We start from the raw sequence: 23,157 nt of genomic DNA, 5'->3' as shown, positions 1-23,157 counted from the left end.
CTCTTTCTCAGAAACTATGCTTCCAAAGATATATCCTTCATCCTGCTAAAGAATTAATAAAGGGACTTCTATGAAACTGAAAGGTCAGACAGCTATTGTAACCGGTGGGGGAAGAGGAATTGGAAGGGCCATCTGCCTGGCGCTGGCAGGAGAAGGAGCCGATGTTGTAATTGCTGCAAGAACCGGGAAAGAGATCAGGGAAACTGTCCGGCTGGTTGAGAGAAAAGGAGGAAGGGCTCTTGCAGTAAAGACCGATCTCAGGGTAGAAAGAGACGTTAAGGACCTTATTTCAAAGGCAGTAAATGCCTTTGGGAGGATTGACATTCTGGTGAATAATGCCGGAGTAGCATACAATAAGTACCTTGTGGAAACCTCAACAGAGGAATATGATGAAATAATGGACACAAACGTGAAGGGGATTTTTTACTGCACAAAATATGCCCTGCCCCAGTTGCTGAAGCGGGGGAACGGCCGGATCATCAACATAGCTTCAGAGGAAGGAAAACGTGGGGTCCCTAAGCTTTCGGTTTACTGCGCCTCGAAATTTGCGATAATAGGCCTAACCGAAGCTCTTGCCTACGAGGTGGGAGGAGGGCTGCAGGTATATGCAGTCTGCCCTGCAGGTGTGGACACCCGGATGTACCACTCCATATACTCCGATGTGCCGACTCTCAAACCGGAAGATGTTGCAAAGCAGGTACTGGCCCTCTGCCTGCCGGAAACGACCCTCCCCTCAGGCTCTTCAGTTGAGGTCTACAGCCCACCTGTAAGGGTTGTTTTTTAATGGGGTATTGAAAGAGGGACAAACTCAGGAAGTTAAGGGGGAAGCTGAGGAGGAAGTATGTTCAAAAACCGTAAAGATGCAGGAGAGAAACTGGCTCAAGCTCTTGAAATGTACAGGCCTGAAAACCCTCTGATCCTTGCTATTCCGCGCGGGGGGGTGGAAGTGGGACTGCAGGTTTCAAGGAAGCTGGGAGCTGATTTCTCCCTTATTATTGTAAGGAAACTGCCTTTTCCTGACAACCCTGAAGCCGGATTCGGGGCAATAGCCGAGAACGGGAGTACCTTTATTATAAAAAATGCCGGCTACTGGCTCGCCAGGGAAACTATTGAAAAGATCAAACAGGAACAGATTGCTGAGGTCGAAAGGCGCGTAAATGCTTTCAGAGGGGGAAATCCTCTGCCTAAACTTTCAAGAAGAACAATAATCCTTGTCGATGACGGGATTGCTATGGGTTCTACCATGCGGGTAGCCATTAAACTTTGCAGAGCCAGGAAGGCAGGAAAAATTGTAGTTGCTGTGCCTGTGGCGGGAAGAGAGGCAGCAGACGCGATAGCAAAAGAAGCCGATGAACTCGTAGTACTCGATATACCTGTCTATTTCAGGGCTGTTGCCCAGGTTTATGAAAACTGGTATGATGTCTCGGATGAAGAAGTGCTTGACCTGCTCAGGCAAAGGATAAGTGAAAAAGGGATAAAAGATCATGAGTTTGACCCATCTGAACTGGTAACCTGAAAGAAATTCATGATCAAATATCTCTATTAAACAGATCCCGGAAAATGAAGCTTCAAAATTAAATTCCTTTGCACTCAATGTTTCTGTTGTCCTTCCCGAATTGCGCCTCGGGAGTACGCGGTCCTTTTCGCTGCGCTCAAGAGGACTAAGCTACAAAATTACAGGCTTAATTTCCCGAGTTTCGCTTCGGGAGCACGAGGTCCTTTTCGCTGCGCTCAAGAGGACTAAGCTACAAAATTACAGGCTGTATTTCTCTAATTGCGCCTCGGGAGTACGCTGCCCTTTTCGCTTTGCTCAAGGGGGCTAATTTATAGTTTCTCGCAGTGAGCTTTGTTCAAGAGGACTTAGAACAATTCTGGTTCTATTTTTAGTTTAAATCGTTTGCCTGCAAATCATATCCAGTTGCCGTGATGGCACTTCACGAATAAACGACTAATCTTTAACTATATATATCATTAAATCCACTAGAATATTGGGCATCTGGAAAGGTCATTAAAGACTTGTTTTTAACTCTTTTTAATAACCCCCCCATACCCCCCAACTCCCCAATATCCAGATGCCCAATCCCCATATTACAGATATCTTTTTAATTCTCTTTTCCATCTTAGTTTCGTCTCCCAAGTTCCGCTTCGGCACCCGAGTTCCGTTTCGGGATCACAGGAAATCGGTGATTTTCTGGGAGTTGCACTGCAAGTGCAACAGCACGCGGTCCTTTTCGCTCCGCTCAAGAGGACTAACTTTTGGCGAAGATTCATAACTTTATCATTATTTCTCAAGCAACAGCTCATCTAACAGACCTGAACAACCGTTTCCATAAGTTTCTCGCTGTCTTCCCGTGCCTTTACAAGTTTTGATTAGAGTTTTCAGGATCGCTATTTAAAAGTAATTAAAAGTAATTAATAGTAACTTATAACTTCTTATAAGTATAATTGTTAAAATGAGCATTATGAGTGAAGCTACCACAATTCCAGTTACAAAAGACGTAAGAGACAGATTGAAACAGTATGGTATGAAAGGGGAAACTTACAACGATATCCTCAAACGCCTTATGAATGAAGTTGACTACGAGACATTCATGGAGCGCCAGTACAAAAAACTGGAAGAAAAAGAGAAATTTGTAAGTCTGGATGAAGTCTGATGAGTTTCGAAATAAAGCTGCATCCTGATACAGTAAAGTTTCTGGTAAATTTGAATCCCGAGACGAAAGAGAGGTTAAAGTCAGGGATAAAAAGTCTGGAAATAGACCCTTTTAAAAGTAGATCCCGTTCCGACATAAAAAAGCTGAAAGGAACGAAAAAAAGAGATGATCTATACCGTTTAAGAGTTGGAGATTATAGAGTTATCTATGCAGTGGAAGAAAATACTGTTTTAGTTCTTGATATAATTCCACGAGAAAGAGGATATGACTGGCTTTGAATCCCGAATTGCCGCCCGAGTTCCGCTTCGGCACCCGAGTTCCGCTTCGGGAGCACGGAGTCCTTTTCACTCGCTACGCTCGCTCAAGAGGACTAACTTTTGGCGAAGATTCATAACTTTATTTTACTTTTCTGTAGCAACTCTCTCTAGATAAGTGAGCTTTACTGAACCGAAGCAACGTCATTAGCTTTTTTAACGGAGCTTGTCCCGCACACAGTGCGGCTTTACCATAATATCAAATAAAGAAAAAAAGAGCTTCTGGTCCCGATTTCAAAAAAGGGAAAATTTACTGAGCTCTATCTCTAAGAAGCCTTTTATTTTATTTTTTTGCTTTTTCGGACTGGCCCGAGCTTCGCCACCCGAATTGCGCCTCGGGAGTACGCGGTCCTTTTCGCTGCGCTCAAGAGGACTTATTTTTGGCGAAGAGTTATAACTTTATTTTTATATTTCGGGGACAGCTCCCTCTAACAAACCCCTGACAACCGTTTCCATAAGTTTCCCGCTATCTTCCCTCTCTTTTCTCAGTTTTAATTCGAGTTCATCACACAACCCCATGAGCTGCTCGACTTTTTCAACGATGCGTTTTTGTTCATTGAGGGGTGGGATTAAAACTGGTAACGAACCTAAACCAACCTGATTGATCGTTTTTTGTCCTGCCGTTGTAATTGTTTTTTGTAAAATGTGTGAACGAGCTTCAGAAGATTCTGCATAAATCCTAAGATAATGCTGATCTATACAATCAGCAGGAAGTTTTACACGAATTAGATGATCGCAATAAGCCCATTTTCTATTGATCACGCAAGGAATGAATCTCCCTACTAGGTTTTCACTACCGTTTACACGTATAACTAAAATGTCCCCCTTATCCACTCTATAGTTTAGTGCTTCTTTTTCAGTTAGATTTATTTCTCTAACCGAATTTTCGCAAAGCTTTCCACTTTTAATATCAGCTAATCTTAAAACTGGTATTGGCTCACCAGCACTAGAGTCTCTTTTAGAAGTGCCGTTCTGGAAATCAAGAACAATATTCCTTAAGTACTCCAAAGTCCATCCCTTTGGAAGTTCATTAGGTATTTCTTCGGTTTCGATTGAAGAAAACGATTTATTTTTCTTAATTCTTCCTTCCTTTACGAGTTTCTTTTTCTCATTATTTATTTTCTCAATCAAAAAACTCGCCGGCTCATCCTCTGGATTCTGCTCCACAAGTTTCCCCTGAACCGCAAGCTGAAGGATCGCCTGCCTTAGTTTTCCAACATTTTCAGGGTTGTCGTAGAGAAGATCAAAGTTTTCGCAAATGCGCTGCCAGTGATGTTCGAATTCTTCCTGGCTTTCTGCGCTGAGCATTCGGTCAAGGGCAGCGCTGTTGAGTTTGCTCTGGATTTCCTGTTTTTTCTGGCGGCGGGCTTCGAGTTTGTTGCAGAGGGACATCAGTTCGTCAACTTTGGCGACGATTCGTTTTTGTTCGGCGAGGGGTGGGAGAGGTGCAACGGTATTGACAATTTTTATCCTCGAAATATTGGGCTGTGCACCACCCGCACCTTGACTTGCAAAATACTTTAGGTATGCCTTTAAAAGGAAGAATAGGTATCTGTTATAAACTCCTGTAAAACAGGTACATGCACATACAGCTTGATTTGTTGTAGCTTCAGTATCTAGAATTGCAACTTTTCCAATAGTCGCACCATACATTGCTATTAAAACATCGTCTTTTTTATTCAACCTAAGCGAACATTCTTTTAATGCTAAATCTGTAATTTTTTCTTCTGATTCTATAATATATCCATCGTTTAATTCTCCAGATTTAAACCATTTTGTAGTGCCGTCATAATAATCGGGGTTTTTTCGATTCGGGGTAGAACCAGCTCCCCAATCTCCGATTTGACCTAATCTTATCCACTCCCAATTAGCGGGTATTTTGAAAAAAAGCTCATCTTCTTTTATTGGAGCAAATGACTCTGATCTGATGAGTTTTTCTTTTATTTGCCTTTTTTTCTCGGCTTCAATTTTCTCAAGCAAAACTGAAGCTGGCTCATCATTCGGGTCCTGTTCCACAAGTTTTCCCATAACTGCGAGCTGCAAAATAAGTTCTCTCAGTTTCTGAACTCCATTCGGCGCATCTGCAAGCAGCTCGAAGTTTTCGAAAAAAACGTCCGGATTCATGCGTTTTTCCCTGCCAGCGCATCCATTAATTCTCTTTTGAGGACGGTCCGGGTTTCTTCAATTTCGGAAAGGAGGGTCTGGTACTTTTCCAGCAGCTCTTCCGGGTCGCCGTGGTCGGTTTCAACTGTGTTGGGGTTTTTGATGTCGAGGTTGTAGTTGCTGGCGATTATGTCTTCTATTTTGACTTTCCAGGCGTTTTCGCTTTCTTCGCGGTTGGTCCACCAGGCTTTTTCGGGGGCGAATTCTTCTATTCGCATGGGTTTGGTTTTGGAGTAGGACTTGTAGCCGGCGGGGTAGGGGTGTTCGTAGTACCAGACTTCTTTTGTGGGTTCGCCTTTGGTGAAGAAAAGGAGGTTGGTTTTTATGCCGGTGTAAGGGCTGAAGACGCCGTTTGGGAGGCGGACTATTGTGTGCAGGTTGCACTCCTCCAGGAGTTTTTCTTTAATGCGGGTCTTTGCGCCTTCCCCGAAAAGGGTGCCGTCAGGGAGAACTATTGCACAGCGGCCTCCATCTTTTAATATGTGCGTTATCAGGACTAAGAAAAGATCAGCGGTTTCTCGGGTCTGGAAGTTTGCCGGGAAATTTGTTTCTATGCCGTCTTCTTCCATGCCTCCGAAAGGTGGATTTGTCACAATTACGTCTACGCGGTCTTTTGGGGTGTAGTCCCGGAGAGGGCGGGCGAGGGTGTTGTCGTGGCGGATACGGGAAGGGACTTCTATTCCGTGGAGAAGCATATTTGTTATGCAGAGCAGGTGCGGGAGCTGTTTTTTCTCAACGCCGGCTATGGATTCCTGCAAAATGCGGTGGTCGTCTACGGAATTCACATATTTTTCACGGATGTGTTCTATCGTGCTGGTCAGAAAACCGCCTGTACCGCAGGCTGGGTCCAGGACTTTTTCGCCAAGCTTCGGGTCAACCATGTCTACCATGAACTGGGTCACGGCTCTCGGGGTATAGAATTCGCCTGCGTTGCCTGCGCTCTGGAGGTCTTTGAGGATTTTCTCGTAAATTGAGCCGAAGGTGTGCAGGTCTTTTGAATTCGTGAAGTCGATATCGTTTATTTTGTTTATGATCTGGCGGATCAGGGTCCCGTTTTTCATGTAGTTGTACGAGTCTTCAAAGACATCTCTGACTACAAAGCCCCTGGGATCGTCTTCTTCGGAAAAGGTGAGGTTTTTCAGGGTTTTGAAGAGCTTTTCGTTGATGAAATCGAGCAGCTTCTCCCCTGTAATGCCTTCCGGGTCGTCTGCCCAGTTCCTCCAGCGCAGTTCTTCCGGGATCGGGGAAACGTAGTTCTCGTCCTCAAGTTCGTATTCTTCTTCCCTTGCATCGAATATTTTCAGGAACAGCATCCAGCCAAGCTGGCTTATGCGCTGGGCGTCACCGTCAACGCCTGCGTCTTTCCGCATGATATCCTGAATCGTTTTAACTGTAGTATCCAGAGACATGTTTTTCCTTTCCCGCAGTTGATTTATTAATTTATTATTTTGATGATTCGGTAATTCTGGTTTAGGTGGTTTTGATAACCGGGGATTCTAATTTCAATGATTTTTATGATTTGTGATTTTAAGGAGTGGTGGTTTGTAAGGAATGGTGATTTTGATGACCGATGATTCGGGTGATTTAAACCGTTATAAAAAATAAACTGGGAACACTATTTTGTAATCCCACATAAGTCCTTCGAATCAGGTTCCCAGTGGTCAGACTTGCAGCGGTCAGGCTTCCAGAGTATAAATCTGGGATTCAAGCCCCCGGACTGCTGTAAGGTAGCTGTTCTTGCCCCCGAACAGTTTCACAATCTCCATCGGGGTCCCTATACGGTCAAATGGCTGCACCTTGAGTACGTTCATGTCTTCAAGGTTTTCAACCCCTTCATCCGCGTACTTATCAAGCAGTGCATCAAGAATTTCCTGAGCATTTTCTTCGTACCTGCTGAAATAATCGCTCTTTTTTACCCTTTCAGCCCGCGCTTTCCTGCTCAGCGGCGGGCGGTCGAAGGCTACATGGCAGATCAGGTCAAAGGGGTCAAAGTCTTTTCCGACCTCTTCTGCAAGCGCTTCGAGCAAAACTCCCCTTTCTTCAAGTTCGGAAAGGATAGCCTGTTTTTTCTCGGCTTCGTTCCAGTGTTTCAAAAAAGAGTCCAGGGACTCAAAGTCCTTGAGTACGGTCTTTCGGGTGTAGTCTTTTAAGGATTCGGTAATCAGTTTTCCGTCCGGCCCGTAGTACTGTGTGCGCTCTGTGACCACATCAACATCCACATCGTCCACAAAGTACTTTTCCCTATTCGTTTCTCCATCCGGGTTTCCGGAGCCACCATGTCCATTTCCGCCTTCAGGCCCGTATATCTCCACAGGCTCGCCATCAAAATCAGGGTCAGCAAAAAGCTCGGTAGCTTTTTTGAAGTCCATGATCGTAAAATAGAATTTCCCGTAATCTTCATTGATCCGGGTCCCTCTGCCTATTATCTGCTTGAACTCGGTCATGGATTGGATGCGTTTGTCCAGTACTATCAGCTTGCAGGTCTGGGCGTCCACCCCGGTACTCATAAGTTTCGAGGTTGTGGCAATCACAGGGTAGCGGCTCTCAGGGCTTATGAAGTTGTCAAGCTCGGCTTTTCCTTCAGGGTTATCCCCCGTAATCCGCATGACGTATTTCCGATTTTCGCCTGCAAGGTCAGGGTTTTCGTTTACGAGGGCTTCTCTCATCCTCTCGGCATGGTCTATGTTCTCGCAGAAAATAATTGTCTTGTCAAAGCGGTCGTTTGCCTTCAGAAACTCCGTGACTTTCCTTGCGACAAGCTCGGTCCTCTTTTCAAGCACAATGTCCCTGTCATAGTCCTTCTGGTTGTAGATCCTGTCCTCGATTTGCCTTCCGTACTTGTCCACCTTGCCTTTTTCCGGCCTCCAGCCTTCAAGGTCTTTGTCAATGTCGATTCGGATAACCCTGTAAGGTGCAAGGAACCCATCTTCAATCCCCTGTTTCAGGGAATACGTGTAAATCGGATCTCCGAAATAGTGGATATTGGAAATCTCCTTTGTCTCTTTAGGGGTCGCCGTCAGTCCGATCTGTGTCGCCGAGGAAAAATACTCAAGAATCTCCCTCCAGGCAGAGTCTTCAGCCGCACTTCCCCTGTGGCATTCATCAACGATTATAAGGTCAAAAAAGTCAGAGGAAAACTGTTTGTAGATATTTTGCTCTTCTTCTGTCCCTGAAACTGCCTGGTAAAGGGACAGGTAAATCTCATAGGACTTTTCAGCTTCCCGGTTCTGGATTTTTGTCATAGCATTTCCGAAATGCTTGAAATCGTTGATCCGGGTCTGGTCGATCAGAATGTTCCGGTCTGCCAGAAAGAGAATCCTTTTCTTTACCCCTGCTTTCCAGAGGCGCCAGATAATCTGAAAAGCCGTAAGTGTCTTTCCCGTGCCTGTTGCCATAACGAGCAGGATTCTGTCCTGCCCCTTTGCAATTGTCTCTACCGTCCGGTTAATTGCTATCCTCTGGTAATAGCGCAGAGGCTTCCTGAAATCAGCAAAATAATCCTGGGTTACGATTTTCTGCCTGCCTTCGTCAAACCCTTTCCATTCACAATACTTCTGCCAGAGAAATTCAGGAGAAGGAAATCTGTCCAGCGAAATTTCCTCTTCAACCTTTCCGAGAGTTCCTGTCCGGTCGTGAAGCAAAAAGGCGTCCCCGTTTGAGCTGAACGCAAAAGGAATGTCCAGCATCTCGGCATACATAAGCGCCTGCTGCATGCCTTCCCCAACGGTATAGATATTTCTTTTAGCTTCGACTATCGCAAGAGGAATGTTGGGTTTGTAGGAAAGGACATAGTCGGCTCTCTTTTGCTTTCCCCTGCTTGTAGTCGAGCCTTTTACAATGATCCTGCCATTTGTAAGTTTCACCTCTTCTCGTATCTGGCGTTCTCCCCAGTTAGCCTGTTTGATTGCAGGTGTGATAAACTTCGAGCAAATGTCCCTTTCACTCAGTTCTTTTTTATAGAGTTCTTCCATTCATAGTCATCCGGCAGAATTTACTATCACATTAGACGGTAAGTAATTTTTAGTGTAGTTCACTACTTTAACTATTAAATCTCTTGTGTTTTTGAAATTCTTACGGGCATGACGACTTTTCAGCATCCTTTAACTTTTTTTTGACTTTTAAATTTTATTATACTAACTATTAACATTAAACTATCAAACGAAAAGTTATCCGGGTTCTCTAACGATTATATTCCTGCGTTGTAATTATGCGTTAAAAATAATATATACTCCAGATGCATAGTATAACTTGCGTTCTCATCAATTGAACACCCACTAGCAAACAAACACCTACTCCAAAAAGATCTACCCCACACTAAAAGGATTAAAAAACGAAAAATTCTCAACCCACAACCCACAACCCACAAGTCAAATACCTCAAGTCAAATACCTCAAACCTCTTCCCACACTAAAAATAAGAAAGTTAAATCTTTTAAACTCTTTCGGAATTTCCAGGTTTTTGAGATGGGGACGCAACCTCTTTTTATATATTATTAAAAACAAAAAAATAAAATAAAATTATTTTTAGTCATTTTTCAATCCTATCACGTAGACGGAAAGTAATTTTCAGTGTAGTTCACTACTTTATCTATTAATTTCTGGTGTTTTTAATATTCTTGCAGGTATGACCACTTTCAGCATTTTTTTGGCCCTTTTTTTAATTTTTAGATTTTGTTATTTTAGATCAAATTATGACTCTGTTCCAAAATCTAGTGATTTTCAATTTTACATTCATCACTGGATTTTGGTATCGAGTCCAAATTATACAATCTATATAATATTAAATTACTAAATAAAAGGTTATATGATCCGCTAATGATTATATGCCTGCGTTGCGATTATGCGTTAAAAATAATATATACCTCAAGTACATAGTATGAATTGCGTTCTCATCAATTGAACACCCCAGTAGCAAACAAACACCTACTCCAAAAAGATTTACCCCACACTAAAATTAAAAAACGAAAAACTCTCACCCCACAAGTAAAATACCTCAAACCTCTTCCCAAACAAAAAGTTAAAAAGTTAAATCTTTTAACTCCTTTCGGAATTTCCAGGTTTTTGAGATGGGAACGCAACCTCTTTTAAAACAAAATTAATAACAAAAAAACTAAAATATTTTTCTAGTCATTTTTCAACCTTAGAATTTTTGCAATTTACTTTTTCGGCTTCTTTGACCTTTATTTAATATCTTCTTTAACCTTTTTCATAATCCCTTCTGCAGCCATGATTCCGGTTGCAGCGGCATTTACTATGTCCCTTGAAAGCCCTGCTCCGTCTCCTGCTGCAAAGAGGTTTTTGATGCTGGTTTCCATCCGGCGGTCAACTTTCAGATGCATGGCGTAGAATTTGACTTCAGGGGCGTAAAGCAGAGTTGAGTCCGAGGCAACGCCGGGAATGATCTCGTTTAAGGTCTCAAGGCCTTCGATTATGTCCATGACTATCCTGTGCGGGAGAGCCATTGAGATATCGCCGGGTGTGACATCTTTTAAGGTGTTTATAACCAGGTTTTTGGCAAGGCGCTCTTTTGTAGAACGGCGTCCGCGCCTGAGGTCGCCCATGCGCTGGAGGACAGGCTTTCCTCCGCCGATCGTTGTTGCGAGTTTTGCGATTGAACGGGCGTATTTGGTTGTGTTTTCCATGGGCTCGGTCAGTTCGATATGGACAAGGAATGCGAAATTGGTGTTTTCGGATTCCGTGTTTGCCATCGAATGGCCGTTGGTCGCAATAAAGTCTTCATATTCTTCCTTTACGACAAAGCCGCGCCTGTTTGTGCAGAAAGTCCTGACAAAGTCATCATAGCGGTGGCTCTGGATATGGAACTTGGGATCCCGGTTGATTTTCGTTACAGGGTCCATAATAATTGCAGGGACTTCTACCCTGACTCCTATGTCAATCCCTCCGTAACGGGCTTCAAGATCATGTTTTTCAATCATTTCCGAGACCCAGTTGCAGCCCCTTCTTCCAGGCGACAGGAGTACGTAACGCGCACGGACAACTCTTCCGCCTGAGAGTATAACTCCTTTGCATGTTTCGCCCTCAACAAGCAGGTCCTGGACTTCGGTCTCAATCAGGAAATCCACACCTTTATCAACAAGGTCCTGTTTGAAGCGCCCTATGACTGCAGGAGCATTGTCCGAACCTATATGCCGCTGCTTGATCTCTATAAACCGGGCTCCGACCGAGGCAGCCCTGCGTTTTAACTCCTCTATTTCCGGGCCTTCGGTAAGGAGAGCACCCTGAGGAGCTCCGAATTTAAGGAAAACTTTATCAACCCTGTCCACCAGTTCCCAGGCTTCTGCCTGGTCTCCGGTCAGGGCTGCAAGGTCTCCTCCTATATCAGGCCGCAGGTTCAGGGTCCCGTCAGAAAACGTCCCGCAGCCCCCAACCCCGCACATGATCTCACACGGAGTGCAGTGCATGCAGTAGCTCTGGGTTTTCATGGGGCACAGGCGTTTGTCAATGTCCCTGCCCATATCAATAACAAGAATTTTCAGTTTCCCGGCCGCAAGCTCGTAAGCTGCAAACATCCCCGCCGGCCCTGCCCCTATAATTACTACATCATATGCAGAGCCTATCTTTTCCTTCTCAACAGCCTGGTTTTCGTCACCCATGGGTAACTCCCCTGGAATTTTGAACGCTAAGCACCGGAATAACCTGTGAATTTCTTTAAGATTATCAATCTAAATTTCGTTATGATATTCTGTTAATTCCCCACCGTTTTTAGCACATTATTATATTCCTTGTTTTTATTATATTTCCTGTTTATATTTACACCACCTCCATGATACACCCGCCTCCGATGAATAGGGTCTCGAACTTCTTCGGCAAAAAGCCGCTTCAGTCCGTACCAGGGGTGTAGAAGTCGTGCCAGAAGTCGTGTCCGTGAGTTTCCACAGGTTACTTTCTTCAAGCATTCCCCAAGTTCAGGACAGTATCTACGCTGAGACCCTTTCATTGATAGGCTTTATGTTCATATTTCAGTTACCAGTGTTTATCCGTGTACTGATCAATCACTGGAAATTGACGAACGAAAGTGCAAGCATAAAGGCCATAAATAGGCAGGCAAACACCATCAGAAAAAACAACTTTTGCAAATAATCCTCCTCCTGTTCCCACTATTTTAATATTCTTTCCCACTACCTAACTATATGTATCACACAGTATAAAAAACTTTCATTTACTCACTGAAATATATGTATGAAAAGTAAATAATTATCCCGAAGTCTCTTTAAAATATATTCTCTCGCCCGAATTGCGCCTCGCCTGAATTGCGTCTCGGGATCACAGGAAACCAGAGCTTTTCTGGGAGTTGCTATGTAATCGCAACAGTCCGCGATCCTTTTCGCTGTGCTCAAGAGGACTATTTTGGGTTTTAGTAGTGAGCTCTGCTCAAGAGGGCCAAATTACAAATATTGGTGGGACTTGAAAAACGGTTTTCGGGGTCAGAGGACGTATTTATTGGCTGGCAAGTCGGTTACAGCCCTGTGTGCCGCGAGGGAGAAAATCAGATATTTTGGGATATTCTGAATAATATATACGGTTAATCAGGGGCTACCGGAACTGTATAAAACAGGCAATTAAAAATAATCCGGATGGGGATTTTAAGTTCTCAGCTAACAGTCCGGGCTGTTAGTTCAGGTCATTAATATTGATAAGAGGCAGGGTTGATGAAATCTTATTTGAAATTTGGCCTGAAATGAGGAAGGTCAAAGAGTCTGAAAATTATTCCTTTCCTCAGTTCATTCTTCTAATAACCAGTTTCCTCACAGCCTTTTTCTGGTCTTCCGTATCAGATGCGCCCTTTTCTGTGCTTTTGAAAAGCTCGGTCCAGACCTTGAAGTGGTAGTCGCTGCCTGCCCCAAGGTCCCTGATCCGGATATCAATAGGCTTTTCTCTCGTAGCTTCCTTTTGCCCTGCGAGTTTGTGGTGAAAGGTTTTTGCTGCAGCCTTTTCCGGGGAAGGGGCAGAGATGACTCCTATCATTCCCCCATTTTCGTCCGTGGCAATGAAGGTCTTTTCCTTTTTCTCCTGCCCTGCCTGCGGATCCTGTTTTATGGTCTCCCGCCTGAGCTGCCTTCTGACCCTGTCAAGGGCATCCCCTGAGTCCTTTTTTTCCGGGATCTGCTTCAGGGCTCTGGCTTCAGAGAGGTGCCTTTCTTTTTTCTCAGGGGGGATGTAGGGGGCTTTTCCCAGGAGTTCGTGCAAAAGCATGACTGCAGCGTGCTTGTCAAGGGGTTCGTTATTGTTCCCGCACTTGGGGGACTGGATACAGCCAGGGCAGCCGCTTTCGCAGGGGCAGCTTTCAATGGCTTTTAAGGTGCCGTCGAGGACCTCTTCAATCAGGTCATAGCCTTTTTCAGCGTACCCGACTCCTCCCCTGTGCCCGTCGTAGATGAAGATCCCGCTTTTGCCTCCGAGATCAGGATGGGATGGAGTTGAAACCCCACCCACATCGCTCCTGTCCACAAGCAGGTGCAGAGGGTACATGGAAATCATCGCATGCTCAACAGCATGGATCCCGCCTGCAAAATCGAGCTTATGCTCTTCGATCAGCTCCTGCAGCCTATTTGGGAGCTTAAGCCAGAGGGCAACTGTCTGAAGGGTTATCGGAGGCATCTCAAGGTCATGGGCACTCATGGTCTCGTCACTGTGGGTCCGGATTTTCCTGTACCCTATAATCGTGTCCGTTACCTCCACGTCCCCAAGCCCGACCTCCACTTCGGGAGCGTGCCGGAGAGGCTTTACCGCATATGTCTCCCGCACCAGGACTGACGAATCTATCATGGGTTTTGTGTAGTAGTTGTCGTGAGCCCTTATGGCGTGGATCTCCTTTTTCTCATGGTCGATCCTGTTTATGTAGAAAGGTTCTCCCCTGTGTATGTAGACCGCACCCGGATGGCATTCCCGGAAAGCCAGGGTCTCCTCTATGTCCTTTTCGATAGGAAAGCTTTTTTCCCCTTCAAAAGCAAGAAGAGAGTATGTATTATTATCTATCCCTCTCAGGGAGACTTGTTTGTAAGGGAAAGGGTCAGTGGAATACTTCAGGTCGCTGCCTGCAAGCAGCCCTTCGGCTTCCAGAAGCTCAACTACTCTTGAATACCCTTTCCCAAAGTACTTTTCATCGGATACCCTGAGAGGGATTTCTTTTGCTGCACAGAGCAGGTGCCCTGCAAGGATATAGGGGTTTTTAGGGTTAAGCACTGCATTTTCGCTGCTTCTTGCAAAAAAGTCGTCCGGGTTTCTCATATAATACTGGTCAAGGGCATTTGTGCCGGCTACCATAAGGACAAGGCTTTCGTTCCCGCTCCTGCCTGCCCTTCCAGCCTGCTGCCTTGCGCTCATAACCGTGCCGGGATAGCCGTCAAGAATGCAGGCATCAAGCCCTCCTATATCTATCCCGAGTTCAAGGGCATTTGTGGAAATGACGCCCCTGAGTTCTCCCGAATTCATTTTCTTTTCGATCTCTTCCCTCTCCCTGTCAAAATAGCCGCTCCTGTAAGAACAGACCGCGGAAGCGAGGCCGCGTTCCCTCAAAAGTTCCCTGCAGCTCTTATACATGCGCTCCACTCCCTGCCTTGATCGCGTAAAGGCAAGGGTCTGGAGCCCCGCCTGGACTGCCCGCGTAAAAAGGGTTGAGGTTTCGGAAAAGCTGTTTCTCCTTACTGTACTTCCCCTTCCGTTCAGGTAAAGAGGGGGGTTCCAGAACACAAATTTCTGGGGGCCGTGTGAAGAGCCGTTATTCTCAACTACTTCTGCTTCCCTTCCCAGCAGGGTTTCAGTATGCTCTTTCGGGTTGCCTATGGTTGCCGAACAGCAGATAAACTGTGGGGAAGCCCCATAGTGTTCAGCAGCCCGGAGAAGCCGTCTGAGCACGTTTGCCATATTACTTCCTATAACTCCCCTGTAGTAATGGCTCTCGTCAACAACAATGAATTTGAGGTTTGAAAAAAAGCGTCTCCAGAGATGGTGCCAGGCAAGGAAGCTCATATGTACCATTTCGGGGTTTGTGAAAACAATATTAGTCTGTCCTTCCCTGATTTCTCTCTTCTGGGCTGCAGTCAGGGCGCCAGTATAACGGGCTATGCCTGCTCCGGAATTCAGTGCCCCTTCAAATTCAAGGAAGGCTTTTAACTGGTCGTTTACAAGGGCATTGAGAGGAGATATATAAAGGGCAGTAGCCTCAGGGTCTTTCATGACAGTTTCAAAAATAGGGATCATGTAAGTAAGGGACTTTCCGCTTGCCGTGCTTGTGCAGAGCACTATGTCTTTTCCTTCCCGGATCTTTTCGATCGCTTCAGCCTGATGGGAGTATAAAGATTCGATTCCAATTCCTGAAAGGGCAGTTTTTACCTGCTCCTTCAGCTCAAGAGGTGAATAAAGGGCGTCCCTTGCAGGTTTTTCTTCAATATGAACTATCTGGTTTTCATATCGGCTGGAAGCTTTTATTTCATTCAGCAGGCGGGAAATCTCCATTTTTCGGCTCCACTTTTTATTTTTCCAATTTTTATTATACCTTATACTCTGTTAATCCACTACGGAGGGTTGATATTTTGAGATCTAATTTTCCCAGTGCGGATGAAGATTACGCTTTAATTTGATCGAAGCCCAACGGCCCAGGCGGGGAGCGGCGCGGGACAAAAGATATGAAAGATGCCGTTCCAGCTTGCCCTTGGATAATATTAACCTATTGACTGCGTACCACCTGCACTTTTAAGATTCTTCGTTTTTTCTTCTTAATTCAAATTTTTGAATCCAGAACTCTGCCTCGTCGTAACAATATTAGCTATATAATGTCGTTTCTAAAAACCAGAAAATGAAAAGACCGGGATACGTGTAAGAACCTAACAGATAAAAATGCCGGTGAAGCTGATAACAAACACACAAAAAACAGTAAGTAAAAGAAATCGAAAATTAGTAAACTGGTTCAGTAACCTGAACCAGTGTACATTATTAGAACTCGACCTTAGGAACTTCCCTTTCGGCTTGCAGGGTTTCAAATAGATCTTTTTTCTTGAATCCCATCAAAGATGCAACAATATTTCTAGGGATTGTCTGAATACTGATATTATATTTCATAACGGTATCATTATAAAATTGTCTTGCGTAGGCAATTTTGTTTTCGGTCTCCATGAGGTCTTTCTGGAGCTGCATGAAGTTCTGGTTGGCTTTCAGGTCCGGATAGTTTTCTGCAACTGCAAAAAGGGATTTCAGGGTAGATGAGAGGTAATTGGATGCTTCTGCAGTTTCATTTACATTATTTGCAGACATTACTGCAGCCCTTGCTTTTGTAATGTTTTCCAAAAGGGTTTTTTCGTGTTTAGCATACCCTTTCACCGTTTCTATCAGGTTGGGGATGAGGTCATAACGCCTTTTCAGCTGGACTTCTATCTGAGCCCAGGAATTTTCTACCCTGTTTCTTTGCTTTATAAGGTCATTGTAAATTATAACGAAGAGCAAACCCAGAATTATTACTACTATTACCATAATTTCTACTATCATATAGATCACCATCTCCTAATCAAAAGTACTTAACCTGGCATTTACACGGCATCATCTTGCACCACCGCCGCCGCCACCTGAGCCGCCGCCCACGCCGCCGACCCCGCCTCCACTTCCGCTTGAAGAAGGAGCTGATGCTGAATAGGCACTCCCAAAACCGGACCCGAACTGGCTGTAACTGTGTTGTACATAGTAGAAGTGACTGTATTTCAGCTGTTCATCAGGAACGACTAAAGACATGTTTTTAAGGACTTCTTCTGCGACTCCCAGAGCAGTTGCATACACCAGGTAAGAGTCCCAGATCTTTATTGATTCCGGCGGATGCTCTTTGAGAGCCGAAAAATCGGTGAGATATTTTCTAAAGTTATCCCAGCGTTCATAATAGAGCCTTCCTTCAGGGGTCCAGCATCCCAGTACCTTTTCGAACATTCCGGAGAAAATTATCATAATTATCCCGAAGACTACAACTAAAGCCACCAGTATATTCACATTTGATGCAAGGGGAAATGATTCTGAAGGGAAATATTTGGAAATTACAACAAAATAAACAACTGCTGCTATTATAGTTGCCACACCGAAAATACCCATATATGTGTTCCCTGTGGACCGGAAGAGTTTCTCAACTACAATATGCTTTTCAACTTTTTTATTCCAGGCCAGCACAAATTGATAGAAATCGGTTCCCTTTCCAAGTTCTTTTTTCAGTTTATCCCAGGAGACCTTATTTTCGGAAGCATGTTTTTTCAATAAATTGAACACATCTTTTTCGAAATCTGCAAGTTTGGGGAGTTTTCCGTTAGTGATCTCAGGGGAGTCCAGACTGACAAGTTCAATTAAAATGTTTTCAGATTCGGATTTGAACAGGCCCAATGCCCTGCTTTCTTCTGATTTTACAGTGTGGAGAGTAATATAACCAAGGTTAGCAAGGTTCATGACCGTGGCTGTAAACCCATCCATTGTAGGAGTACCTATATTCCCCTGCATTATGGCATTAACTACGGCAGGGCTGGAATCAGTAGGAGGCTCTCTCTCATATATTGACTCATAATCTATTTTTGGCTCTCTCCCATACCTGAAATAAATGATGAAGGGAAATGCCAGGGCAAAGACTGCAAATACAATTGCCAGGTTATATAGGCCCTTTAAGATCCAGCCTTTCATTTCATATTCATTCTCAATGGATTTTATTTTTTCAAGGCCCGCTTCATTGTCTACCTGGACCAGGCTGGAATTGGGAGATTCAATTCTTGGGAAAACAACTCTGATCTCATACCATTTATTTGAGGGAATTTCGGATGTCTTTAAATTGAGCACATTCTGTTCCAAACTCGCGTCCTGAGTATAACCGGTCGGATGGATCCAGTACTGTATCTCATTTTCGTTTTCCACAGGGAGCGTAATGCTTCCTTCTAAGCTTCCAAGAGGTTTCTCCCATTCTTCACCCCACAGCTTATAATGAAATTCGGAAACATCGGTGTGGACCTTGACTGCACCATAGTGGTCATAGGAAATAAAAAAGGTCACTTTTTCCGGAGTGGGGGTCGGAAGCTCACCTATCAACTCGTATCCTTCGGAAGTCTGTTCAACTCTGAAGTTACATGCTTCTTCAGAACAATATCCCTGGATATTCCGGATGGATTCTCCGGGGGACACCTCGAGTATTCTAAAAACTTCTTGATAATTTCCTTCAAATGTGTAGGAAATCGATTCTTCAACATGGACTAAGCCGCTGGGATCAATAGTTATATTCGTCGCAGCTCCTTCAAGTGCATAGTCTCTTGCACTGGCTGAGGGTACCAGGCAGAGAAGGACCAGCAAAAGAATAGTTATCTTCAATGCCGCAGGATTAAACGCAGACTTAATACTTGCTTTTCTAACAGGTCCAACAGAACCAGGTTCAATAGAACCTTTTGAAAGCCGCAACCATATTCCTCCAACTCTGTATTAATTTTAAAATATTAATCTTCTCCGAAGGTCATTAAGATCTTAAAGTCTTCGGCTGAAGATATTTACTATTTTTCAGAATCGACAGATCAGCTTTATTTATTTACAGGCTTCCTGAACCTGGTCAGGAAGCTTTCAAAGCCTTCGAAGATTTCTTTTTCCCCAGTATGAAGGGAAAATAGTTGTTAATGATGAAGATCACAGGTACCAGGCAAATAAGATTCAGCACGGTTAAGCTCAGAGCAAAAGCCACATTGTAATAGAAATACTCAAGCTCGACCCCGAAACTCAGAAGTGCCAGTTTTGTCAGGACATCCTTTATAGGAAAATGGAGCGCAAGCACAATCAGGCTATTTCTTCCGTAATATTCCAGGATTCTTGAACTTCCGACTTTTTTGAATAGATAAACAAAGGCAAAGATCCCTGAGAAAGCAAGAAGATAATACGAGAAGAAGCCTCCGTATTTCAGCACGTTCATGTTGACCTTATCGGTTGTAGGGAACTCCAGAAGGTATCCAAGATACAGCAGGTTCAGAAAGATAAAAACCACAGGGAAAATCTTCTCAGCCCGGACGAACTTTTCTCTGAACCCCGAACCCGAATTAAGGCTCGAACTTGAGCTCAGACTCGAATCTGCATTCTGACTCAAACCTGCACTCAGACCTGAACTCGAATAAATGCTTGAGCCATATCCAGACTCTTTTTCCGGCTCTGTGATTTTTTTAAATAAATTTCCGGCTCCGTAAAAGACCACGGCAGAGAGAGCTACATCAGTGTTCCAGAACAGCCTGGTAGGTGCATAAACCGCATAAAGATACCCGACGATACCGGCTGCAATAAGCCAGAGTACAAGTTTTCGCGGTTCCCCGTAATACTTCTTTGCAAACCCGTAAAAGAGAATCTCGGTTACGAATAGGCAGCTCAGGAACCAGAGAGGCGGATTATAAGAGACGAGGGGGCCAAGTGCGTACAGAATGGAATAGATGCCGTAAAGAGTACTGTTTTCGAAAAACTCAATATTCGTGACTCCGGGCTGAAATCCTGCATCCAGCAAAAAGTAAAATAGGCCAGTGAGTAGTGCAAAAGAAAAGTAAGGCACAATAAGAGACCTGAATCTCCCCTTTACAAAATTTGCAGCCGATCCTGCATATTTCTCAAAGTCAAACAGCAGACCGGAAATAAAAAAGAAGAGCGGCATGTGAAAAGAAAATATGTAAGTATCAAGCGCTACAGGTAAGCTGTGGTGCGCAAACACTACAAGCATAATTCCAATTCCTTTTAAAGCGTCAATCCAGTGAAGCCTCATATTAACCCGGGATGTAAACAGTGTTTACAATATAATAATATTTTGTTAATTCTCATTGTGTGTACGTTGTTTCCGAACATTACAAGAACTTCCACGCAACATCGGGAAACTGAATAGTATCTAAAGTAGAAGTTGTTTCCGAATATTACAAGAACTTCCACCACGGTTTATTAGTTTCCATTTTTTTTTTCTATAGCATCCTGGTATTTAATTTAATCTTTTTCCAGGTTTCCCCTGAGCTTTACCCGCACCTCTGTATCTCTTTTTTGCGGATTCTTTGCTTTTAAAGGGCTTTTGAAGGGGCAAAGCTTTAAATCAGATGATTCAGTTGTATCGCATGTTTCATTTTCGGGATTAGATCCCGTTGGAATGTGGTCCTGCAGGCAGGGCTGAACCATGAAACATAAGTGAAACTTGGTGTTTAAATTGTCAAAATCTTTTTACGGATATATACGTGATGCATGGAAAAACCCTGATGAGACATACGTGAACGAGCTCCGCTGGGAGCGCCTCCAGGTCTGGAGGAAGCAGGGTTCCGTGACCAGAATCGAAAGACCAACCAGGATTGACAGGGCACGCTCCCTTGGATACAAAGCCAAGCAGGGAATTGTCGTTGTCAGAGTGAATGTACGCCGTGGAGGGCTTGGTAAATCAAGACCAAAGCGTGGAAGAAGAACCCAGAGGATGGGGACGAATAAGATCTCAGGCGGAATGAGCATCCAGAGGATCGCTGAAGCCCGTGCAGATCGCAAATACCCGAACCTTGAAGTCCTGAACTCCTACTGGGTAGGGGAAGATGGAAAGCACAAGTGGTTTGAAGTCATCCTTGTAGACCCGCACCACCCTGTAATTAAGAGCGACAAGAACCTGAACTGGGTCTGTGACTCATCCATCAGGGGCAGAGCTACCAGAGGCAAAACCAGTGCCGGCAGGAAGGGCAGAGGCATGACTACACGCGGCAAGGGAACTGAAAAGACCAGGCCGAGCATCCGTTCAAATCAGAGTCGAGGCAAGTGATTCATCACATAACAATGCGTGTGATCGCCCACGCAACCGAAGACGTATCCAGAGTCCGCGAGACTCTGGACTTTTTTTTATTAGGTGCTGGCGTAAAGGACAGAGATAAGCTCATAGAAGAGCTTGAGGCTGAAGGGCACCATGGAAATCCAATTACTATCCTTAGCTTACAGCTTAAAAAGAAGGCAGAATGCCTGAAATTTGCCCATTTTGTCCGGGAAAACTTTTCGGAAGAAGATGTGGGAATGCTCAGGAAAGAAATGCCTGAGAGGCTGGACGATGATACGGTTTTTCACCTCCGCTTTGACAAGCAGGCTGCATACCTGCAGCAGGTAAAACTGACTAACTCTTCTGATGCTATTATTGCAAAGGTCAAGATCGAGACCTATCCGAGGAACTGGGAGAAAGCCGGAGCCATAGTGGAGGAGTTATTTGGGTAAACCGAAGTTTTATGATTTTTGCGTTCATGCAGCTCCGGATGGGGACCATACTGCTCCGGAACTGGTTTCCCTTGCCCGGCATTTCGGATACGACGGGATTGCCCTTGCTAACCATTCCGATAAACTCCCTGATAAAAAGCCAGTACTGCCTTCAATAGAGGGTTTTGAGGTCTTCAGGGGAATTGAGCTTGTGGAAGAAAACCCTTCTAAATTACACAGTTTGATCGGAAAATTCAGGAATTCAATGGATGTCCTGATTGTGCACGGAGGGTCCGAAGCAGTCAACAGGGCTGCGCTCGAAAACCCCAGGGTAGACATTCTGAACCACCCGGCTTTTGACAGGAGCAGCGGGTTAAACCAGGTGCTGGCAAAAGCAGCTGCAGAAAATGGAGTTGCAATAGGTATCACCCTTAGACCTATTCTTCATTCCCGGGGTTCAAGGCGTGTCCGTTTGTTGTCCGACCTTAAGGCAAACCTTGAGCTTACCAGAAAATACGAGGTATCCCTTGTCCTTTGCAGTGATGCTATGTCCTGCTTTGACCTGCGCTCCCCAATGGAAACTCTTGCCCTTGCTGAGGTCTGCGGGCTTGAAGAAGACGAGGCTCTTGATGCCATAAGCATTGTTCCGGAAAGAATTATCACAAAGAACCGCCCCGGTCCTGGATATGTAAGGGATGGTATTGAAGTTCTTGAGGGAGATGATCTCTTTTGAAACGCCTGCTTCCTTCGCTCCGCGCTAGAAAGCGCTATCTTGCTTTTGAACTGATCTCAGAAGAGCCTGCAAGCAGAAACGATATTGTAAGGGAAGTTATTTCCTCTGCTTCATCGCTGCTTGGAGATGTCACAACCAGCGACTGTGATATTAAGGTGCTGGGATTTGAAGGCGGAATAGGAATTCTCCAGTGTTCCCATGCCAGAGTAAAAGAAACGAGAGCCTCCCTGGCTGCTCTGACCCGGATTAACGGGAAAAGGGCAACTCTTCATGTGCTGGGAGCGTCAGGCACTGTTAAAGGAGCTACGGAAAAGTTTCTACAGGATTACAGGCTTTTTGAGCCTGAAATACAGGAATGAAAGGATTCGGGACCGGCTTCCGGAAAGGTACCTTAAAGTCCCGAAGCTGTATTAAAATCTCGAATCTGTAATTAAAATCCGGAAGCTGTAATTAAGCTTCTGAAAAGCTGTAATTAAGCTTCTGTTAAACTGGAATCGGGATCCTAACGAGCTAAAGTTAAGGTTCTGGAAAGCTTGACCTGAGACTCAGGAATGTTAGAGCTGAGATCCGGGTTTTCAGAGGGTTTATATGTGGTCTCGTTTATATCCGGTCTTATTTATATGAAGTAAGAACTGGATATCTGCCTTACAGCAGTGACAGAAGTCTGCAGGTATCAGCCAGTCTTAAGGATGTCTGCTGAATACTTCAGGCTGAAAATTTCCGTTGTGAACTTCAGTAACGGCCGAATAAGCTGTCTAATATATGCTATAATGAATGAGTATTAGTGTAACAAAGTATAATAGATTGGCAGAACTGATTGACAGAAGGGCAGCTTTGCCGGGACTCCTGGTAGTTTACTCATGAGTTGTCTGAGAGGGCTTGGAGGCATCCCTGCGTTTTGGAGTGGAATCCTGCAGGAGGTAAATTCTTCCTTACAGGTTCTAAATCTGAATTTAAGCGCCGGAAAAGCCCCGGGCTCTCACAAACATTATAACTGAGTAAATACACTTTATTAACGGACATAGTTAACATTGGAATGGACCTTCATACTCTGTTAAAAAGTTTACTAAAGTGCGTGAATCCGGGTTATGTCTGGAAAACGTACT

At 44.5% G+C, this 23,157-nt stretch carries 16 protein-coding genes; 8 read left to right on the top strand and 8 right to left on the bottom strand.

Annotated features, from left to right (window positions below; genetic code table 11):
• Nucleotides 1-70: 70 nt before the first annotated feature.
• The 4 genes from EO93_RS06125 to EO93_RS06110 all read left to right on the top strand — a co-directional run bounded on the left by EO93_RS06125 (nucleotide 71) and on the right by EO93_RS06110 (nucleotide 2,932).
• Nucleotides 71-784 carry an SDR family NAD(P)-dependent oxidoreductase gene (locus EO93_RS06125; RefSeq protein WP_048161466.1) on the top strand — a complete coding sequence of 238 codons (714 nt, stop codon included), beginning with the start codon at nucleotides 71-73 and terminating at the stop codon, nucleotides 782-784.
• Between the two features lie 57 nt (nucleotides 785-841).
• Complete coding sequence (locus EO93_RS06120) at nucleotides 842-1,516, top strand: phosphoribosyltransferase (protein ID WP_048161464.1); 675 nt, start codon at nucleotides 842-844, stop codon at nucleotides 1,514-1,516.
• A 937-nt stretch (nucleotides 1,517-2,453) separates the two neighbouring features.
• A complete protein-coding gene (locus EO93_RS06115) occupies nucleotides 2,454-2,654 on the top strand; it encodes a hypothetical protein (RefSeq protein WP_235282831.1) in 201 nt (66 codons plus the stop codon).
• Nucleotides 2,654-2,932, top strand: coding sequence for a type II toxin-antitoxin system RelE/ParE family toxin (locus EO93_RS06110; RefSeq protein ID WP_048131943.1), 279 nt, complete (start codon nucleotides 2,654-2,656; stop codon nucleotides 2,930-2,932). The genes EO93_RS06115 and EO93_RS06110 overlap by 1 nt, the downstream gene beginning before the upstream one ends.
• 441 nt (nucleotides 2,933-3,373) lie before the next feature.
• Here EO93_RS06110 and EO93_RS06105 read toward each other — a convergent pair whose 3' ends face one another.
• The 8 genes from EO93_RS06105 to EO93_RS06070 all read right to left on the bottom strand — a co-directional run bounded on the left by EO93_RS06105 (nucleotide 3,374) and on the right by EO93_RS06070 (nucleotide 19,882).
• On the bottom strand, nucleotides 3,374-5,092 hold the full coding sequence (locus EO93_RS06105; RefSeq protein ID WP_048161461.1) for a restriction endonuclease subunit S: 1,719 nt from the start codon (nucleotides 5,090-5,092) through the stop codon (nucleotides 3,374-3,376).
• Complete coding sequence (locus tag EO93_RS06100; RefSeq protein ID WP_048161460.1) at nucleotides 5,089-6,540, bottom strand: class I SAM-dependent DNA methyltransferase; 1,452 nt, start codon at nucleotides 6,538-6,540, stop codon at nucleotides 5,089-5,091. Before EO93_RS06100 ends, EO93_RS06105 begins: the two co-directional genes overlap by 4 nt.
• 267 nt (nucleotides 6,541-6,807) lie before the next feature.
• A complete protein-coding gene (hsdR, locus tag EO93_RS06095) occupies nucleotides 6,808-9,102 on the bottom strand; it encodes an EcoAI/FtnUII family type I restriction enzme subunit R (protein ID WP_048161457.1) in 2,295 nt (764 codons plus the stop codon).
• A 1,208-nt stretch (nucleotides 9,103-10,310) separates the two neighbouring features.
• Nucleotides 10,311-11,744 (bottom strand): NAD(P)/FAD-dependent oxidoreductase, encoded by a 1,434-nt coding sequence (locus EO93_RS06090; RefSeq protein ID WP_048161455.1) that lies wholly within the window; start codon nucleotides 11,742-11,744, stop codon nucleotides 10,311-10,313.
• A gap of 1,123 nt (nucleotides 11,745-12,867) precedes the next feature.
• A complete protein-coding gene (locus tag EO93_RS06085) occupies nucleotides 12,868-15,606 on the bottom strand; it encodes a DEAD/DEAH box helicase (protein WP_048161454.1) in 2,739 nt (912 codons plus the stop codon).
• Nucleotides 15,607-16,083: 477 nt separating this feature from the next.
• Nucleotides 16,084-16,632: a LemA family protein gene (locus EO93_RS06080; RefSeq protein WP_048131934.1), complete on the bottom strand. Its 549-nt coding sequence runs from the start codon at nucleotides 16,630-16,632 to the stop codon at nucleotides 16,084-16,086.
• A gap of 51 nt (nucleotides 16,633-16,683) precedes the next feature.
• Nucleotides 16,684-18,555: a DUF2207 domain-containing protein gene (locus tag EO93_RS06075; RefSeq protein WP_048161453.1), complete on the bottom strand. Its 1,872-nt coding sequence runs from the start codon at nucleotides 18,553-18,555 to the stop codon at nucleotides 16,684-16,686.
• A 145-nt stretch (nucleotides 18,556-18,700) separates the two neighbouring features.
• Nucleotides 18,701-19,882, bottom strand: a complete 1,182-nt coding sequence (locus EO93_RS06070) for an acyltransferase family protein (RefSeq protein ID WP_048161450.1) — start codon at nucleotides 19,880-19,882, stop codon at nucleotides 18,701-18,703.
• Nucleotides 19,883-20,308: 426 nt separating this feature from the next.
• Between EO93_RS06070 and EO93_RS06060 the strand changes: the two genes are divergently transcribed.
• The 4 genes from EO93_RS06060 to EO93_RS06045 are packed head-to-tail and all read left to right on the top strand — an operon-like array spanning nucleotide 20,309 to nucleotide 22,410.
• On the top strand, nucleotides 20,309-20,899 hold the full coding sequence (locus EO93_RS06060) for a 50S ribosomal protein L15e (protein ID WP_048131926.1): 591 nt from the start codon (nucleotides 20,309-20,311) through the stop codon (nucleotides 20,897-20,899).
• Between the two features lie 14 nt (nucleotides 20,900-20,913).
• Nucleotides 20,914-21,339 (top strand): RNA-binding protein, encoded by a 426-nt coding sequence (locus EO93_RS06055; RefSeq protein ID WP_048131924.1) that lies wholly within the window; start codon nucleotides 20,914-20,916, stop codon nucleotides 21,337-21,339.
• Nucleotides 21,332-22,051: a ribonuclease P protein component 3 gene (rnp3, locus tag EO93_RS06050; RefSeq protein ID WP_048131922.1), complete on the top strand. Its 720-nt coding sequence runs from the start codon at nucleotides 21,332-21,334 to the stop codon at nucleotides 22,049-22,051. The genes EO93_RS06055 and rnp3 overlap by 8 nt, the downstream gene beginning before the upstream one ends.
• On the top strand, nucleotides 22,048-22,410 hold the full coding sequence (locus EO93_RS06045; RefSeq protein WP_048131920.1) for an Rpp14/Pop5 family protein: 363 nt from the start codon (nucleotides 22,048-22,050) through the stop codon (nucleotides 22,408-22,410). Before rnp3 ends, EO93_RS06045 begins: the two co-directional genes overlap by 4 nt.
• Nucleotides 22,411-23,157 lie beyond the last annotated feature (747 nt).

The organism is Methanosarcina sp. 1.H.A.2.2 (assembly GCF_000979975.1).
In the GTDB taxonomy this organism is placed as follows: domain Archaea; phylum Halobacteriota; class Methanosarcinia; order Methanosarcinales; family Methanosarcinaceae; genus Methanosarcina.
Note: the sequence above shows the minus strand (reverse complement) of the source record. Positions and strands in the feature narration are given on the sequence as shown.

Coding starts and splice junctions, on each gene's coding strand:
- EO93_RS06125 (WP_048161466.1), top strand. CDS start 71: ATGAAACTGAAAGGTCAGACAGCTATTGTAACCGGTGGGGGAAGAGGA.
- EO93_RS06120 (WP_048161464.1), top strand. CDS start 842: ATGTTCAAAAACCGTAAAGATGCAGGAGAGAAACTGGCTCAAGCTCTT.
- EO93_RS06115 (WP_235282831.1), top strand. CDS start 2,454: ATGAGCATTATGAGTGAAGCTACCACAATTCCAGTTACAAAAGACGTA.
- EO93_RS06110 (WP_048131943.1), top strand. CDS start 2,654: ATGAGTTTCGAAATAAAGCTGCATCCTGATACAGTAAAGTTTCTGGTA.
- EO93_RS06105 (WP_048161461.1), bottom strand. CDS start 5,092: ATGAATCCGGACGTTTTTTTCGAAAACTTCGAGCTGCTTGCAGATGCG.
- EO93_RS06100 (WP_048161460.1), bottom strand. CDS start 6,540: ATGTCTCTGGATACTACAGTTAAAACGATTCAGGATATCATGCGGAAA.
- hsdR (WP_048161457.1), bottom strand. CDS start 9,102: ATGGAAGAACTCTATAAAAAAGAACTGAGTGAAAGGGACATTTGCTCG.
- EO93_RS06090 (WP_048161455.1), bottom strand. CDS start 11,744: ATGGGTGACGAAAACCAGGCTGTTGAGAAGGAAAAGATAGGCTCTGCA.
- EO93_RS06085 (WP_048161454.1), bottom strand. CDS start 15,606: ATGGAGATTTCCCGCCTGCTGAATGAAATAAAAGCTTCCAGCCGATAT.
- EO93_RS06080 (WP_048131934.1), bottom strand. CDS start 16,632: ATGATAGTAGAAATTATGGTAATAGTAGTAATAATTCTGGGTTTGCTC.
- EO93_RS06070 (WP_048161450.1), bottom strand. CDS start 19,882: ATGAGGCTTCACTGGATTGACGCTTTAAAAGGAATTGGAATTATGCTT.
- EO93_RS06055 (WP_048131924.1), top strand. CDS start 20,914: ATGCGTGTGATCGCCCACGCAACCGAAGACGTATCCAGAGTCCGCGAG.